This is a genomic window from Rhizobium sp. 01T444 (assembly GCF_056398305.1).
Genome location: NZ_JBFTPD010000001.1, coordinates 1 through 16411, shown reverse-complemented (window position 1 = coordinate 16411; position 16411 = coordinate 1). Strand labels below are relative to the sequence as shown.

The window sequence follows — 16411 nt, the reverse complement described above, 5'->3', positions numbered from 1 at the left end:
GGTGCCGCTGGAATGTTGGGCGACGGTCGGACTCAGCAAGGATGGGTTTCTCACATCGGAATTATCGTATCGCGGAGCAATTCCTGTGCGTTGAAAGCGATCAGTCCTCGATCGGGAAAGCAAAGCCAGCTTTCACTCGATCCATTACCACCATGGTTTTGAAACCTTTGATGTCGTGGTTTTCATAGAAGAACCGACGCGTGAAGGCTTCGTAATCCTCCATGTCCTTTGCCGTGATAACCAGAATGAAATCGGCATCGCCCGTCACGTAATAGCCGATCATCACTTCCTTTGTGGCGCGGATCGCCGCCTTGAATCGATCAACGATGTCAGCCCGTTCGCGCTCCAGAGAGACAAGCACGATCATGGTGATGCCGCGCCCGGCAGCCTTGGGCGAGACGATCGACACATCAGCCTCGATCACCCCTTCCTCACGCAAGCGCTTCAGCCGTCGCTGACAGGCCGTCGGTGAGAGATTGACGATCTGCGCCAGCTCTTCCGAGGTCAGGCGATTGTTCTTTTGAACAGCCTGAAGCAGCGCTCTGTCGGCTCTATCGAGGGTACTCATGCAGAAATCCTGCGGGCACAGCCAAAATTAAGCACAATTCCTGCATGGAGGATCAGATCAATGCAGTCAAACGATCATGGCCTACCATTAGTCTCTTTGTAAACCCAATTTGGAGCTTCGCATGAAAGGTATCGCCAGTGCTGCGCTGAACAACCTGCAACGACCCGATCTGATCGAGCGCCGTGCCTTTCTGAGTGGCACATGGGCTTCGCACGAAGAGACGCTGAGCGTCACCGATCCGGCAACCGGCGAACACCTCGTCGACGTGGCAGCCTGCTCGCTTGAAGATGCCGACGCTGCCGTCGAAGCGGCGAAAAATGCCTTTCTCGATTGGCGTGACAAGCTTCCCGTCGAACGTGGTCAGATCCTTCGTGTCTGGGGAAAGCTGATGCGCGACAACGCGCAGGACCTCGCCGTCATCATGACGGCCGAACAGGGCAAGCCGCTGGCAGAGTCGCTAGGCGAGATTTCCTATGCCGCGAATTTCCTCGAGTGGTTTGCCGCCGAAGGCGAGCGTACTTATGGCGAAACGATACCGAGCCACCTGCCAGGCAGCCGTCTTTCAGTCCAGATGCAGCCGCTTGGCGTCACGGTGGCGATCACGCCGTGGAACTTTCCCTCGGCCATGATCACCCGCAAGGCAGGCGCTGCACTCGCGGCCGGCTGCACCATGATCGTCAAGCCTGCCCCGGAAACACCGCTGTCGGCGCTTGCCCTGGCAAAGCTTGCGCAGGAGGCCGGAATGCCCGCCGGCGTATTCCAGGTTCTCACCGGCGAAGCCGCGCCGCTTGCGCGCCGTCTGCTGGAACACACGGATGTGCGCGCTTTTTCCTTTACCGGCTCGACTGAAGTCGGACGCATCCTGCTCACACAATCGGCCGCCACGGTGAAGAAGGCCTCGTTGGAACTTGGCGGCCATGCACCATTCATCCTGTTTGGCGACGCCGAGCTTTCCAAAGCCGTAAAGGGCTGCATCGGCGCAAAATTTGCCACGTCAGGGCAGGACTGTCTCGCCGCCAACAGGATTTACGTCCAGCGCGGGCACTATGATCGGTTCGTCGATGCCTTCGCCACGGCGACCCGGCAGCTCAAGGTCGGTCACGGCCTCGACCCCCGCACCGATATCGGGCCGATGACACGCCCTTCGGTCGCTGAAAAATGCCGCCAGCAGATTGCGCAGGCACTTTCCGCCGGCGCGCGTCTCGTCTGCGGCGGACAGGATAGCCCGCTTGGCGGCAATTTCGTCACGCCGACCGTGCTTGCCGATGTCACCGATGACATGCTGATCGCACGCGAAGAGACCTTCGGCCCAGTTGCCGCAATCCTGCCGTTCGACGACGAGCAGGAGGTACTCACCCGAGCCAACGCCACCGAAATGGGGCTGGCAGCCTACGTCTACACCAATGATCTTGGTCGCGCGATGCGCCTGACCGACCGGCTCGAATACGGCATGATCGCCGTCAACACATCGAAATTCACCGGCGCGCCCATCCCCTTCGGTGGATGGAAGCAATCCGGCCTTGGTCGCGAAGGCTCGCGCCACGGCCTCCTGGAATATCTCGAAATAAAATATGTCTGCTTCGGCAACCTCGCTGCATGAAAGGATCTGTGCTGCCATGACCGCCAACCTCGATCAGATCGCCGAAATGGACCGCAATTCGGTCCTGCATCCCTTTACGCAGATCAAAGATTTCGCCAGCGGCAAATTGGGCGACCCGACGATCGTCGAAACCGGCAAGGGCATCCGCATCCAGGATGCACAGGGAAAGCAGCTGATCGACGGCTTCGCCGGTCTTTACTGCGTCAATGTCGGCTACGGGCGCACCGAGGTCGCCGAGGCCATCTCGCGCCAGGCCTATCGCCTCGCTTACTACCATAGCTATGCCGCCCACACGACGGACGAGCTCGCGATCCTCTCCGATCGTCTGGTGAAAATGGCACCTGGCAGGATGAGCAAGGTTTTCTACGGCATGTCGGGTTCCGACGCCAACGAAACCCAGGCCAAGCTCGTCTGGTACTACAGCAACCTGCGGGGCACGCCGAACAAGAAGAAGATCATCTCCCGTGAACGGGGTTATCATGGTTGCAGCGTCGTCTCCGGTTCCATGACCGGCATGAGTTTTTACCATGACCATATGGACCTGCCGCGTGCGGGTATTCTTCACACCGGCGCGCCGCATCATTATTGGGGCGCGGAAGCAGGCGAAACGGAACTCGAATTTTCCAAGCGCCGCGCCGACGAGCTTGAAGCCCTGATCCTGCGCGAAGACCCCGACACCATTGGGGCCTTCATCGCCGAGCCCGTACTTGGCACCGGCGGCATCACCCCACCGCCGCAAGGCTATTGGGACGAAGTGCAAAAGGTCCTCAAGAAATACGACATCCTGCTCATCGCCGACGAAGTCATCACCGGTTTCGGTCGCACCGGCTCGATGTTCGGATCGCAGCACTACGGCATCGAACCTGACCTAATTACGGTCGCCAAGGGCCTCACCTCGGCCTACTTCCCGCTATCGGGCGCAATCGTCGGCGAAAAGGTCTACAAGGTGATGGAAGAAGGGGCCGAGCGCGTTGGGGCCTTCTCGCATGGCTACACCTATTCCGGCCACCCGATTGGCGCTGCAGCAGCCAACGCCGTTCTCGACATCGTCGAGAAGGAGGATCTGCCGGGCAATGCACGCACGGTCGGCACCTATTTCCAAGCGCAGCTGAAGGAAAAGTTCGCTCAGCTTCCGATCGTCGGTGAAGTGCGAGGCGTCGGCCTGATGGGCGCCATCGAATTTGTGGCGGATCGCGAAAAGAAGACGCGCTTTGCGCCAAGCCTTGCTGTCGGTGCACGTATCTCGAAGGCCGCACGCAGTCGTGGACTGATTGCCCGTGCCATGCCGCATGGCGATATTCTGGGTTTTGCGCCGCCCCTCGTCACGACGAAGGAAGAGGTCGACGAGATCATTGTCATTGCCGAATCCGCTGTGCGCTCAGTCATGGACGAATTGGTCCAGGCTGGCGAGAGGATCTGATGCAAGCATGGCCGCCAGACGGGACAAGGCTTGCTCGGCACTGCCTCCTGCCGAGCAAAATCACGGCGATCGTGATTATTCCTGATGCAATCACGGCTCTGGCTGCGTAACGCTTCATCTTTGAGACGAAGCGTGCATAATGTCATGAAATAGTCGTCATCAAAACGAGACAATTTCATGCGACGTCAAGCCAATCCCCTGAACCTTGTTCCGATCACGGCCACCAAGCCGGTGGCATGGCAACCGCACCTTTCCAAGCAAAAGGGTGAGACGAAGCATGCAGCACTCACCGAGCGCATCATTGCCGATATCGATGCCGGCGTTCTCAAGCCAATGGATCGCATGCCGACGCATCGCGATCTGGCGCGCGAACTCGGCCTTTCCGTCCAGACCGTCAGCCTCTCCTACAAGGAGGCTGAGCGGCTTGGCTATCTGAGCGGTGAGATCGGTCGCGGCACCTTCGTCAAGACACGCGTCACCGACCGCGCCGGCCGCATGATGCTTGACCATAGCGCCAACGAAGTGCTCGACCTTTCCATCATTCGCGGCGTCTATCTCGATGCGCATGAGGCCGCATCGCGCGAGATCCTTCGTGAGCTTTCCGAAGGCGACAATGCAAGCTTCATGCGTCCCTGCCGCCCGATCGCCGGCCTTGATCGTCATCGAGAGACGGCGCGCATCTGGTTACGCACGCTCGGCGTCGCGGCCGGGGTAGAGCGCATTCTCCTCACCAACGGCGCCGCCCACGCCATTTTTCTTGCTCTGAGCTGCATTGTCCGCTCCGGCGATGTCGTCTTAACCGAAAATCTGACCGATCACGGTATCATCGGGCTTTCCAATATCCTTGGCTTCAGCCTGAAGGGCTTGCCTACCGACAATGAGGGCATTTTGCCCGATGCGCTGGAGGCCGTGTGTGCAGCAGGCGGTGTCCGGGCGTTGGTGCTCATTCCGACCCTCAACAATCCGACAGGTCATGTTGCGGGTGCGGGACGCAGGTGTGAGATAGCCGCGATTGCGGCTCGTCACGGCGTGTTCGTCATCGAAGATGAGGTCTATCGACCGATGATCGAAGAGCCCCTGCCTTCCATCACGGAAATGCTGCCTGATCTCGGTTTCTTCGTCACGAGCTTCACCAAAGTGGTGCTGACAGGGTTGCGCGTTGGCTATCTTGTTGTTCCACCAGCCTATTCCATCCGCGCCGCCTCAATCCTGCGCGTGTCGAGCTGGAGCGGCACCTACCTGACCGGCGAAATCGCAACACGCTGGGTCGAGAATGGCACGGCGCAGCGTCTGCTTGAAATCCAGCGTGACGAAGCACAGGTGCGCCAGAACATCGCCACAGAAATCCTCGGCGACCATATCGCCTCCACTCATCCGCTCTCGCTTTGCGCCTGGCTCAAGGTCCCGCCGCATTGGTCCGAGGAAGGTCTGGTTCGTTCGCTCACCAACCAGAAAGTCGCCGTCACGCCGTCCGAACCCTTCATTGCCGGACCGGGTCATGGTGGCGGCATTCGTATCTGTTTGGGCGGACGCCTGAACCATGCAAGCCTGGCCAAGGCGCTGACGACCGTGCGGCAGGCCTTTGAGCAACTGCCGCCGGTCTTTGATGTCGGTTCGATCGGCTAGAGCGACCCTACGGCAATCATTGAATCATTACAATATAATAATTGACATGATTTTAGTTCGCCCACAACATGACAATCATGAAGAGCGACGTCCTGTCCAGATTGACCGAAGAAAAGGCGCTGCCAGTTACGCTGGCGGATATCGAGCAGGCTGCGGCCCGCATCGTTGGGCGGGTGGCGCGCACGCCGCTTATTCGCTCTCGCACGCTCTGTGAACGCACCGGTCAGCCTGTCTATCTCAAGCTTGAAACACATCAGCCGACCGGCGCCTTCAAGCTGCGCGGCGCGATGAACGCCATCCTGTTGCTCGATGATGCGGCGCGCAAGCGCGGTCTCGTTACCGCCTCGACAGGCAATCATGGTCGCGCCGTCGCTTACGCCGCACGCGAGCTTGGCGTTCGCGCCATCATCTGCATGTCATCGCTCGTTCCGGCCAACAAGGTCGAAGCGATCCGCTCGCTGGGCGCCGAAATCCGCATTGTCGGCCTATCGCAGGACGATGCACAAGAGGAGGTCGAACGCCTGACCGAGAGCCGCGGCCTCACGCCGATCCCGCCGTTCGACCATGCGGACGTCGTTGCCGGTCAAGGCACGATCGGCCTCGAAATTGTGGAAAATCTGCCTGAACTTGCGGCCGTGCTTGTTCCTCTTTCCGGTGGGGGACTGGCCGGTGGCATTGCGGTTGCCGTCAAGGCCTTGAAGCCACAGAGCCGCGTCATCGGCATATCGATGGAGCGCGGGGCAGCCATGCATGCGGCGATTGCCGCCGGCAAGCCTGTCGCAATCCGCGAGGAGGAAACGCTGGCGGATTCGCTAGGGGGTGGCATCGGCCTCCAAAACCATGTCACCTTTACCCTTTGCCGCGATCTTCTCGACGACGTCATCCTCCTCAGCGAGGACGAGATTGCCGAAGGCATCCGCCATGCCGCGCGCAACGAGAGCGTAACCGTCGAGGGCGCTGGCGCAGTCGGTATTGCCGCCATCCTCGCAGACAAGGTCGGCCTATCAGGTCCAACCGCCATCATCATATCAGGCGGCAACATTGCCCCGAAGATGCACCAGAAAATCGTCGCGGGGACCACCCTATGAGCCGCATCAGCATTCTGACGGAAAAAGACCTTCGCACCATCGTCAAGCTCGACGTCGCTGCCGTCGATTGCGTCGAACAGGCCTTTGCGGCGCTTGCCACCAAAGCCGTTGCTATGCCGCCGATCATGCGCCTCGACATTCCGGAATTTCGGGGTGAGGTGGACGTCAAGACAGCCTATGTGCCAGGCCTTGACGGCTTCGCCATCAAGGTCAGCCCCGGCTTCTTCGACAACCCCAAGATCGGTCTGCCAAGCCTGAACGGGCTGATGATCTTGCTCAGCGCCAAGACCGGATTGGTCGAAGCCCTTCTTCTTGACAACGGCTATCTCACGGATGTGCGCACGGCGGCGGCCGGTGCCGTCGCCGCACGACATCTGTCGCGCGAAGACACCTCCGTCGCCACGATCTTTGGTGCAGGCATGCAGGCGCAGCTGCAGCTTGAGGCTCTCATGCTTGTGCACCGGATCAAATCGGCGCGAATCTGGGCACGCGATCATGCAAAGGCGCAGAAGCTTGCGATTGATTTCGCTTGCGACCACGGAATCGACGTCGCCGCCGTTGCCGATCCGCGCGAGGCCGTACGCGGGGCAGATATCGTCGTCACAACGACGCCGGCAGAAAGGCCGATCCTGATGGCCGAATGGCTCGAACCCGGTCAGCATCTGACCGCAATGGGATCGGATGCAGAGCACAAGAACGAGGTCGATCCGGCCGTCTTTGCTCGCGCTACTTACGTCCCGGATCGAATATCGCAGACCCGCATTCTCGGCGAGTTGCACCATGCCATCAAGGCCGGCGCAGTCTTGCCGGACCAACAGTTTGCCGAACTCGGAGCTGTCATTGCCGGCAAGGCGATTGGCCGGTCGAATGCGCACGAAATCACCTTTGCCGACCTCACGGGCACCGGCGTGCAGGACACAGCCATCGCCAACCTGGCGCTCGCCCGCGCGACAGACGCCGGACGGGGCCAGACGATCGAAAATGACATCAAAATGGGAGATGCAGCGTGAGTGTGACGCTGAACTTTACGCGCGAGGAATATGCCGCGCGCCTTTCCAAAACCCGTCACGCGATGGAACAGGCGGGGATCGATCTCCTGATCGTCACCGATCCATCCAACATGCACTGGCTGACCGGCTATGACGGCTGGTCCTTCTACGTGCATCAATGCGTCCTGGTGCCGCCAAGCGGCGAGCCGATCTGGTACGGTCGCAAGCAGGATTCCAACGGCGCCAAGCGCACCGCCTATCTGGACCATGACAATATCATCGGCTACCCCGATCACTACGTCCAGTCGAGCGAACGCCACCCGATGGATCTCCTGGCGCAGATCATCGATAAGCGCAGGTGGTCCAGCCTCACTGTTGGCGTCGAGATGGACAATTATTATTTCTCGGCCGCCGCCTTCGCCTCTCTGCAAAAGCATCTGCCAAATGCCCGCTTCAAGGATGCGGCGGGCCTCGTCAACTGGCAGCGCGCGATCAAGAGCCCGACTGAACTCGACTATATGCGAAAGGCAGGCAAGATCGTCGAACTGATGCACAAGCGCATTGTCGACGTCGTCGAACCCGGCATGCGCAAATGCGATCTCGTCGCCGAGATCTACGATGCCGGCATACGGGGTACGTCCGAATTCGGCGGCGATTATCCGGCGATCGTGCCGCTTCTTCCGTCGGGCGCAGACGCTTCCGCGCCGCACCTGACCTGGGACGACAAGCCGATGCGTTCGGGCGAAGGGACGTTCTTCGAAATCGCCGGCGCCTATAAGCGTTATCATTGCCCACTGTCGCGTACCGTATTCCTGGGCAGGCCGACGCAGGCCTTTCTCGACGCGGAAAAGGCGACGCTCGAAGGCATGGAGGCGGGCCTTGCCGCAGCAAGGCCCGGCAATATGTGCGAGGACATCGCCAACGCCTTCTTCGCCGTCTTGAAAAAATACGGGATCATCAAGGACAACCGCACCGGCTATCCGATCGGTCTTTCCTATCCGCCTGACTGGGGCGAACGCACGATGAGCCTGCGCCCAGGCGACCGTACGGAGCTGAAACCCGGCATGACATTCCATTTCATGACCGGTCTCTGGCTCGAAGACATGGGGTTGGAAATCACGGAGAGCATCGCGATTACCGAAACGGGTGTTGAATGCCTGTCCAATGTTCCGCGCCGGCTGTTCGTGAAAGGCTGAGACCATGCTGACGAGTGCGCCCCGCCCCTCGCCGATCGCCTCATCCGTCGATTTCGACGGGAAGGGTGTGCAGCACGGGCACCTGCGATTGCCTTATAGCCGTGACGACAGCGCCTGGGGTTCGGTCATGATCCCGATCTGCGTCATCTCCAACGGGCAAGGCCCGACCGCCCTCCTCACCGGTGCCAATCACGGCGACGAGTATGAAGGTCCGGCGGCTCTCTACGAGCTGGCACAGACACTGGATCCGGCGCAGGTGAGTGGGCGCATCATCATCGTCCCGGCGCTCAATTATCCCGCGTTTCGCGCAGGGACCCGCACGTCGCCGATCGATCGCGGAAATCTGAACCGTAGCTTTCCAGGTCGCCCGGATGGAACGGTGACGGAAAAGATCGCGGACTATGTCACCCGCCATCTTATACCGCTCGCCGACATCGTGCTCGACTTCCATTCGGGCGGCAAGACCCTCGACTTTCTTCCCTATGCCGCAGCGCACGAGCTGCCTGACAAGGGTCAGGAGGCGCGCTGTTTTGATGCCGTTGCAGCTTTTGCTGCGCCCTACTCGATGAAGATGCTGGAGATCGATGCGGTCGGCATGCTGGATACGACGGTCGAGGAGATGGGCAAGGTTTTCGTCACCACGGAGCTCGGCGGTGCTGGCACCGCCAGCGCAAGATCGATCGAGATCGCGCGAAAGGGCAGTCTCAACCTCCTGCGCCACGCCGGAATTCTGGAGGGGGCGCCGGCTACTCAGCCGACGTGCTGGCTCGATATGCCGTCGAGCGACTGTTTCACATTCGCAGAGGATGACGGCCTGGTCGCCTTTGCGCAGGATCTCGGAGATCCGATCCATACCGGCGATATCATCGCCAGCATCTACCCGGTCGGAAAGACCGGTGTCGCGCCAATCCGCTGCCGCGCAGCCATGGATGGCGTTCTGGCGGCTCGCCACGTGCCCGGCCTCATCAAGGCCGGCGACTGCCTTTCCGTCATCGCGACGATCACGGAGAAGACCAAATAAACGCAACCATGTGAGATCCGAAAACGGACCACAAGAAGCTTAACCAGAGGAGAATTCGAATGCGCATCTCAAAATCCATTTGCCTTTCTGCCCTTGCGCTCGGCATCGGCGTCACGTCAGCCAGCGCACTGACCGTCGAAGAAGCCAAGAAACAGGGATTTATCCGCGCAGCAACAGCCAACGAGGTACCCTACTCGTATATGCAGCCGGACGGCACCTCTGCCGGTATCGGACCCGACGTCGCCAATGCCGTCCTAAAATCCATGGGCATCGAGGAGGTCAATTGGACCGTAACGCCCTTCGGCACGCTCATTCCGGGTCTCAAGGCTCGTCGCTTCGATTTTGCCGCCGCCGAGCAGAACATATCGCCCGAGCGCTGCAAGCAGGTCGCCTTTACCGAACCCAACTCGTCCTACGGTGAGGGACTGCTGGTCAAGAAGGGCAATCCGAAGGGCCTGACGACCTATGGCGACATCGCAAAAGACCCATCCTTGAAAGTCGCCGTTGTTTCCGGCGCAAACAATGTCGACTTCCTGCGCGCCGTCGGCGTCAAGGACGAGCAGATCGTCTTCATTCCGGCGAATGCCGATGCGATCCCCACCGTGCAAAGCCGGGTCGATGCCTATGCGGCGACCGAGTTGACCGTTTCCGAACTTGCCAAGGGACAGGCCAATGTCGAGCAGGTCGCGCCATTCAAGGATCCGATCGTCAAGGGCGCACCGGTCCGCAACTATGGCGGCTTTGCCTTCCGTCCGGAAGACAAGGAATTGCGCGACGGGTTCAACACTGCGCTCGTCGCGTTCCGAAAGACGGACGACTACAAGAAGATCCTCATGAAGTATGGTCTGTCGGAACAGAGCATCGCGGCAGCGGCAGAGAAGAACGTCGCCGATCTCTGCGCCGGGAAGTAACAAGAAAGGCGCCCGGTCCCGGACTGGGCGTGACCTGCTTTCATTCGGAGAGATTGCCAGATGAGCTGGACAGCCTATCTGCCGATGCTTTGGCAAGGCGCTACCGTGACGATGACGATCACTTTGGCAGCGATCGTCTGCGGCGCGGTGCTTGCCTTCGTTTTCGGCATCCTGCGCGTCGAGGGAGGACCGATCCTGTCAGCCGTCGCGCTCTGTTACACGGAGGTGTTTCGCGGGACCTCGCTGTTCGTTCAGCTCTTCTGGTTCTATTATGCGCTGCCGCTCGTCGGTCTGAGTTTCGATCCGATCACCACCGGCATCCTGGTATTGGCCGCCCATGTCGGCGGCTATGGGGCCGAAATCGTTCGAGGGGCCCTCATGTCGGTCTCCGTCCAGCAGCTGGAAGCCGCCCGGGCATTGAATTTCAACCGTGCCCAGACCCTCTTTCGCATTTCGCTGCCACAAGCCATCGTCGAAATGATGCCGGCCTTCGGAAACCTCGCCATCGAAACGCTGAAGCTGTCCTCGCTGGTGTCGTTGATCTCGATAGCCGATCTCACCTTCGCGGCCCAGTCCATCCGCAACATCACGCTGGACAGCGCAAGCATCTATTCGATCACCCTTGTATGCTACTTCGCCATGTCGCTCGTCTTGATGGCCGCCGTGCGCGTGATCGAGCATTTCGTGCGGCGCGGCGATGTCTTCCCTCGCTCGGCTCATTCGTGAGGACCTTGCGGCTATGATGTATGGTTACGAATGGGACACAACAACCTGGATTACCTACACGACCTCGATCCTGCCAATCATTCTGATTGGTTTGACCGTCACGTTGAAGGCTGCAGCGGCTGGATTTGCGATTGCACTGATGCTCGGCCTGGCGTTCGCCCTCTTGCGCCGAAGCCGCGTCAAGGTGATCTCCTGGGCGACAGCCTTTGTCGTGGAATTCCTGCGCGATACGCCGCTTCTGGTGCAGCTGTTCTTCCTTTACTACGTGCTGCCCGATTTCGGTATCGTGCTGCCGGCCTTTCTCACCGGTGCACTGGCACTCGGTCTGCAATATGCGGCCTATACGTCGGAGGTCTATCGCGGCGGCATCGAAGCCGTTCATCACGGCCAATGGGAAGCGGCAACCGCGCTCAACATGACCCGCATGCAGACCTATTACGACATCATCCTGCCTCAGGCCATTCCGCGTATCGTGCCTGCCATGGGCAATTATCTCGTGGCCATGATCAAGGAGACCCCAGTTTTATCGGTAGTTACCGTTCTTGAGATGATGGGCCTTGCCAACATGATCGGCGAACGCACCTTCGAATATCTGGTGCCGCTGACGCTTGTCGGGCTGATCTTCCTTCTGCTGACGCTGATTTGCTCAGCAGGTCTCCACCGCTTGCAGAAAGCTCTTCCAAAGGCAGGAATACCCTTGCGATGACCGACAATATCGATCCGCCCATCATCGAGTTTTCCGACGTCACCAAGCGCTTCGGGATTCTGACAGTGCTTGACCACTTCAATTTCAGCGTCGCGAAGGGCGAGAAAGTCACGCTTATAGGACCGTCAGGCTCCGGCAAATCGACGGTCCTGCGCATTCTCATGACACTCGAACCGTTCCAGGAAGGCAAGCTGACGCTTGCTGGTACCTCCTACCACGAGCAGGGCGGCAAGGGCCGGTTCCAGGCCTCTGAAAAACACCTGCGCCAAATCCGCAATCATGTCGGCATGGTCTTCCAGAGCTTCAATCTCTTTCCTCATATGACGGTCCTTCGCAACGTTGTCGAGGCGCCGGTGCGGGTACTGGGAATGGCGCGGGCTGAAGCCGATGCGCGTGCGCTTGAACTGCTGCAGATGGTGGGGCTCGCGGATAAGAAGGACCACTATCCGGTCCAGCTTTCCGGCGGGCAGCAGCAGCGCGTGGCAATCGCCCGCGCGCTTGCGATGCGCCCACGAGTTCTGCTTTTCGATGAACCGACATCAGCGCTTGATCCGCAACTGGTGGGCGAAGTGCTTTCCGTCATCCGCGCACTGGCGCATGAACATGATCTCACGATGCTACTCGTCACCCATGAGATGCGCTTTGCCCGAGAGGTCTCGGATCGCGTCTGCTTTTTCGATAAGGGGCGCATCTGCGAGCAGGGCGCGCCTGAAGAGATATTCGGCGCGCCGCAAGTGGAGCGGACGCGCGAATTTCTGTCATCGGTTCTCGGATAGTCTGAAAACCCAGCGGGGAGAGACTTCGGCGGACTGCTTAGAAATTGAGCGGCTAGATAGACGTTCTTGAAAGGATGTGACACTGGTTTGGGTCGTGATGGGTCGTCCGCGTTTTGGATGTCGAGGAGGAAGCACTTCGTGCTCGCCAACAGGCGATGATCCAGGCCATTGAGGCCCTCTTCCACGGCAATGAACCTGATTTTTCAGAGGTTTGCGATTGCAGGATGTGCCGGATCGGTGCCTTGACCCGATTGCCTCAGTTATCGCCGAGATGCCAAGCGTCGAACACCGGGCCTGAGGCGCCTTGCACCGGATCGGATTCGGGCAAGGCGACGTCGGCGATTGTTCTGAGGAGTTCTGCAGTTGGAGCGCTTGTCTGAATATCGGCGAGTTGGCCTGGCGGGTAGGCACCAACCACTCGAAAGTCGCTGCTCGCTTCGAGGTTCTGATGACCGGTCCCCGCGGGAAGGACGAGACAATCTCCCGGGTGCAACTCGAACACCTTACCGGTCGGGCCGCCGATCAGGAGCTTTCCCGTTCCTTTTCCGACACCAAGCACTTCGTGAGCGCCCGCGTGATAGTGCTGATAGCCAAAAACACCATCGCGCCAGATGCCTTCCCAGCCGTGCGAGGTGAAGAGACGCGCGAACTCCTCGCACCCGTCATCGCAGATGAAGATCTCGCGATAGACGATAACAGGAAGCATCTGGTTGTTGGGCACCCAGTCGCTTTTCTCAAAAAAGATCCTCTGCGTTTCCATGTCTTCCCCCATCACCGATAACCTCGTTTGCGGAACGCACTGTCATTGAGCCGTCACGCGCCGCACCGTATTGCCGACGTCGTCGGCGCTCAGTAGCCCACCCTGCTTGGCAACGCCAACACCCGCCGGCCGGTTTCGATGAGCCGCCCGCGCCCCGATAATCCAGGGCAACCACCTCAAGGTCCTTTTTGACCAGGAGCGGAGTGACCTTGCGCCACTCATGGCTTGTCTGCGGGAAACCAGGGAACAGTATGGCCGTGCGTGGGCCGCCTCCTCCGTCAGATAGTGCAACTTTAGATCGCCTCCGATGCTTGCGACAGAATGGCGAGATGTCATGCGAGAGCTACTTCCTCCTTCTCACCTATCGAGAGCGCCTGCGGCCTGAGGTGGCGACCGGCCTTCATCCACATCGGGACGAAAACGGAGCCCGGCTGGTGACGCATTGTTCAGACATGAATCGCACGACGGACCACGCCTGGCGACCATCAGTCTATCGAACGCATTGCCATTCCAATCGTTCCCGCGCGAGGGGAAAGCGATCGGCCAGTGTCATTCCTCCCAGGCGATCGTGGTTGCGCTATGGCTGATGGCGCCTACGATTTTGGAACCGTTATTCCTGCTTGGTCGCTGGTTTTCCGGGCGGATGGACTCGGCCAAGAAAATCACCGACGAGTGAGAGCACCTCATCGAGGTTGGTCTCAAGAAGCCAATGACCACCATCCAGTAGATGCAGTTCGGCGTCTGGGAGATCGCGGAGATACGCACGCGCCGACTTCGCCGGCATGTACCCGTCCTGCGGTCCCCATACGATCAGCGTCGGCGGACGATGCTTGGCGAGGTAGTTCCGGTATTGAGGAAACCAGGCACGGTTCTCTTTCAGGCCTGCGATCAGATCAATCGCAACTTCCTTGCGCTTCGGCGTCATCAATGACCAATGCAACTTCCAGAGGTCGGGCGGAATCTGTCGGGCGAGCTCAGGCCTCAGATCGTTCAGGAATTCCTCTCTGAATGTCTCTTCTTTGATCGCCTCCGACACTTTCAGCCTCATGTCGGAACGGGGCAGCCGCCAGGTACTCTCGATCTCGGCATATTTCGGCCCCAGCGCATCCTCGTACGGGATATCGCCATTTTGGATGATGAGCGCTGCGATGCGCTCTGGTGCCTTGATAGCCAGCCGCGCGCCGATGGGGGATCCGAAGTCATGGAGATAAAGCGCGAAGCGCTGCAGGCCGAGCGTCTTCACGAAGCCGTCCAGAAAGCTGGCATAGCCGTCGAAGCTGTAGTCAAAGTCGTCCGGGGTCGCGCTGTAGCCGGCGCCGGGAAAGTCCGGCGCAAGCAGCCGCCAACGATCCGCCAGCCCTGGCATGAAATTGCGGAATTCGTACGACGAGCATGGATAGCCATGCGGCAACAACACCAAGGGTGCGTTTTCAGGCCCTGCTTCGCGGTAAAAGATATCGATGCCGTTGACGGTCACATGTCTATGGTTCGTTGGTTGCACGCATACCTCTCGGCGGCTCAGACTCCTTGAAGATTGACCACCAAACCCGTCGAACATCTGTTGGTTCCATGTGCTCCGGCAAAGCGGGGTGGCGGTGATGAGTGTCGTCACATTCGGAGAGAGGGCCGTCACCGGCCCGTGGTCGAGAGATTGTCCGCGCATGATAGTGTGCGACCGTGGCGACCCGAGAGCGGACGGTTCACTGTCTGATCGATTGTGTCAAAGTGCGGGGTGGGCGATTGTTGGAAAGCGAAACAGGCCTGGCAAGGAGATGAAAAATGACCTTCCATATCTGCACTGCTTGCGGAATGCAGTTCGACGAAAGCTCAGAACCACCCTCTGCCTGTCCCATTTGCGAAGACGATCGTCAATTCGTGCCACCATCAGGTCAGGTTTGGACACATATGACGGCCCTCCGGTCGACCCACGACTTGATCTGGACCAAAGAAGCAAAAGGCATACATTGCCTGCAGATCTCACCAGACTTTGCGATCGGTCAGCGAGCCTTCCTGATCGAAGGGCCTGACGGCAATATATTGTGGGACTGCCTCAGCCTCCTGGACGAGTCCAGCATAAGCCGAATTGCTGTAATGGGCGGGCTTGCGGCGATCGCCATTTCACACCCACATTTCTATTCCTCCATGATGGATTGGAGTTCAGCCTTCGGCGACGTACCTGTCTATATTCACAACGATGATCGAGAATGGGTACAGAGATCAGGCCCGGCGCTCAGCCACTGGGTGGGTGAGGTTTTTGAATTGAACCAGGCGACCCTTGTGCGCTGCGGCGGCCATTTCGCAGGCAGTTCAGTGCTGCATTGCCCTTGGCTGGAAGATGGGAAGGGCGCGTTGTTCGTGGGCGATACAATGCAGGTAACGCTCGACCGGAGATATGTGAGCTTCATGCGCAGCTTTCCGAACCTTCTGCCGTTGAGCGGGCGAGCGGTGAAGGGCATAGGCGAAGCGCTGCGCCCCTTCCGCTTCGAAGCTATCTATGGTGGATTTTCGGGCAGGACGATCAAACAGGAAGGATCGCGCGTTATCGAGCGGTCGATCCAGAGATACATCCATGCCATCGAGGGTGGCCCGTCATAACGAGAATGAATTGCGTTGATCGGGGTCGAACATTGGGCTCAACGTTCTCATGTCGTTTCCCGACGACAGGTCATGACGAACCCAGCCGTCACTTTCAGCGCTGCTGGGAAGCATGATGGGAGAGGCTGGCTTATTCGCCTCGTTTCCTGAAATTGGCACGAACAAGCGCGCCAGAGGCGACAGATCGATTGGAAGCTGTGGAAATCTCGCTGAACGAGCGCCATCGCCGGTGTCGCCTCCATGACAATGGACGCGGTCGGTGTCAGGGATTGCGCATCAACGACGATGCGGAGAACGACATGACGACGACCAACGAAATCGCAGACAAGATTGCTGGCGAACACGGTCTGACGAAGGTACAGGGTAAGGCGATCGTCGAGGCGGTCCTCGCTTCGATCACCGAGGCAGCTCTTGCCGGCAACGAAACCT

At 59.3% G+C, this 16411-nt stretch carries 17 protein-coding genes; 13 read left to right on the top strand and 4 right to left on the bottom strand.

Annotated features, from left to right (window positions below; all coding sequences use genetic code 11):
• Nucleotides 1-100: 100 nt before the first annotated feature.
• Nucleotides 101-568 (bottom strand): Lrp/AsnC family transcriptional regulator, encoded by a 468-nt coding sequence (locus AC1DTN_RS00085; RefSeq protein ID WP_113321006.1) that lies wholly within the window; start codon nt 566-568, stop codon nt 101-103.
• A 121-nt stretch (nt 569-689) separates the two neighbouring features.
• On the opposite strand from AC1DTN_RS00085, the gene AC1DTN_RS00080 reads away from it, so the two are divergent.
• The 11 genes from AC1DTN_RS00080 (at nt 690) to ehuA (ending at nt 12627) form a co-directional block, all read left to right on the top strand.
• A complete protein-coding gene (locus AC1DTN_RS00080) occupies nt 690-2168 on the top strand; it encodes an NAD-dependent succinate-semialdehyde dehydrogenase (RefSeq protein WP_477919456.1) in 1479 nt (492 codons plus the stop codon).
• A gap of 16 nt (nt 2169-2184) precedes the next feature.
• Nucleotides 2185-3588: an aminotransferase gene (locus AC1DTN_RS00075; RefSeq protein WP_477919454.1), complete on the top strand. Its 1404-nt coding sequence runs from the start codon at nt 2185-2187 to the stop codon at nt 3586-3588.
• 177 nt (nt 3589-3765) lie between these two features.
• Nucleotides 3766-5214 (top strand): MocR-like ectoine utilization transcription factor EhuR, encoded by a 1449-nt coding sequence (gene ehuR / locus AC1DTN_RS00070; protein ID WP_113321008.1) that lies wholly within the window; start codon nt 3766-3768, stop codon nt 5212-5214.
• A gap of 68 nt (nt 5215-5282) precedes the next feature.
• Nucleotides 5283-6302: a hydroxyectoine utilization dehydratase EutB gene (gene eutB / locus AC1DTN_RS00065; protein ID WP_477919452.1), complete on the top strand. Its 1020-nt coding sequence runs from the start codon at nt 5283-5285 to the stop codon at nt 6300-6302.
• Complete coding sequence (eutC, locus tag AC1DTN_RS00060) at nt 6299-7312, top strand: ectoine utilization protein EutC (protein WP_477919450.1); 1014 nt, start codon at nt 6299-6301, stop codon at nt 7310-7312. The genes eutB and eutC overlap by 4 nt, the downstream gene beginning before the upstream one ends.
• Nucleotides 7309-8487: an ectoine hydrolase DoeA gene (gene doeA / locus AC1DTN_RS00055; protein ID WP_442206498.1), complete on the top strand. Its 1179-nt coding sequence runs from the start codon at nt 7309-7311 to the stop codon at nt 8485-8487. Before eutC ends, doeA begins: the two co-directional genes overlap by 4 nt.
• Before the next feature lie 4 nt (nt 8488-8491).
• Nucleotides 8492-9508, top strand: a complete 1017-nt coding sequence (gene doeB / locus AC1DTN_RS00050) for a N(2)-acetyl-L-2,4-diaminobutanoate deacetylase DoeB (protein WP_442206497.1) — start codon at nt 8492-8494, stop codon at nt 9506-9508.
• 59 nt (nt 9509-9567) lie between these two features.
• Nucleotides 9568-10419 carry an ectoine/hydroxyectoine ABC transporter substrate-binding protein EhuB gene (ehuB, locus tag AC1DTN_RS00045; RefSeq protein ID WP_442206496.1) on the top strand — a complete coding sequence of 284 codons (852 nt, stop codon included), beginning with the start codon at nt 9568-9570 and terminating at the stop codon, nt 10417-10419.
• 60 nt (nt 10420-10479) lie between these two features.
• Entirely contained in the window at nt 10480-11145 is a 666-nt protein-coding gene (ehuC, locus tag AC1DTN_RS00040; protein ID WP_310380970.1) for an ectoine/hydroxyectoine ABC transporter permease subunit EhuC, read from the top strand.
• A gap of 13 nt (nt 11146-11158) precedes the next feature.
• Nucleotides 11159-11851: an ectoine/hydroxyectoine ABC transporter permease subunit EhuD gene (gene ehuD / locus AC1DTN_RS00035; RefSeq protein ID WP_442206645.1), complete on the top strand. Its 693-nt coding sequence runs from the start codon at nt 11159-11161 to the stop codon at nt 11849-11851.
• Complete coding sequence (gene ehuA / locus AC1DTN_RS00030) at nt 11848-12627, top strand: ectoine/hydroxyectoine ABC transporter ATP-binding protein EhuA (protein WP_442206495.1); 780 nt, start codon at nt 11848-11850, stop codon at nt 12625-12627. The genes ehuD and ehuA overlap by 4 nt, the downstream gene beginning before the upstream one ends.
• A gap of 256 nt (nt 12628-12883) precedes the next feature.
• Here the strand turns inward: ehuA and AC1DTN_RS00025 are convergent, their stop codons facing one another.
• The 3 genes from AC1DTN_RS00025 to AC1DTN_RS00015 form a co-directional block, all read right to left on the bottom strand.
• The gene (locus AC1DTN_RS00025) at nt 12884-13387 is read right to left on the bottom strand and encodes a cupin domain-containing protein (protein WP_113321016.1); all 504 of its coding nucleotides are present in this window, start codon (nt 13385-13387) and stop codon (nt 12884-12886) included.
• On the bottom strand, nt 13362-13637 hold the full coding sequence (locus tag AC1DTN_RS00020; RefSeq protein WP_442206644.1) for an alpha/beta fold hydrolase: 276 nt from the start codon (nt 13635-13637) through the stop codon (nt 13362-13364). The genes AC1DTN_RS00025 and AC1DTN_RS00020 overlap by 26 nt, the downstream gene beginning before the upstream one ends.
• A 360-nt stretch (nt 13638-13997) precedes the next feature.
• Nucleotides 13998-14864: an alpha/beta fold hydrolase gene (locus tag AC1DTN_RS00015; protein ID WP_442206494.1), complete on the bottom strand. Its 867-nt coding sequence runs from the start codon at nt 14862-14864 to the stop codon at nt 13998-14000.
• A gap of 302 nt (nt 14865-15166) precedes the next feature.
• Here AC1DTN_RS00015 and AC1DTN_RS00010 point away from each other — a divergent pair, with 302 nt between their 5' ends.
• A complete protein-coding gene (locus AC1DTN_RS00010) occupies nt 15167-15982 on the top strand; it encodes an MBL fold metallo-hydrolase (protein ID WP_113321019.1) in 816 nt (271 codons plus the stop codon).
• A 299-nt stretch (nt 15983-16281) separates the two neighbouring features.
• Nucleotides 16282-16411, top strand: a 130-nt coding sequence (locus tag AC1DTN_RS00005) for an HU family DNA-binding protein (RefSeq protein WP_477919877.1), incomplete at its 3' end; no start/stop codon positions are given.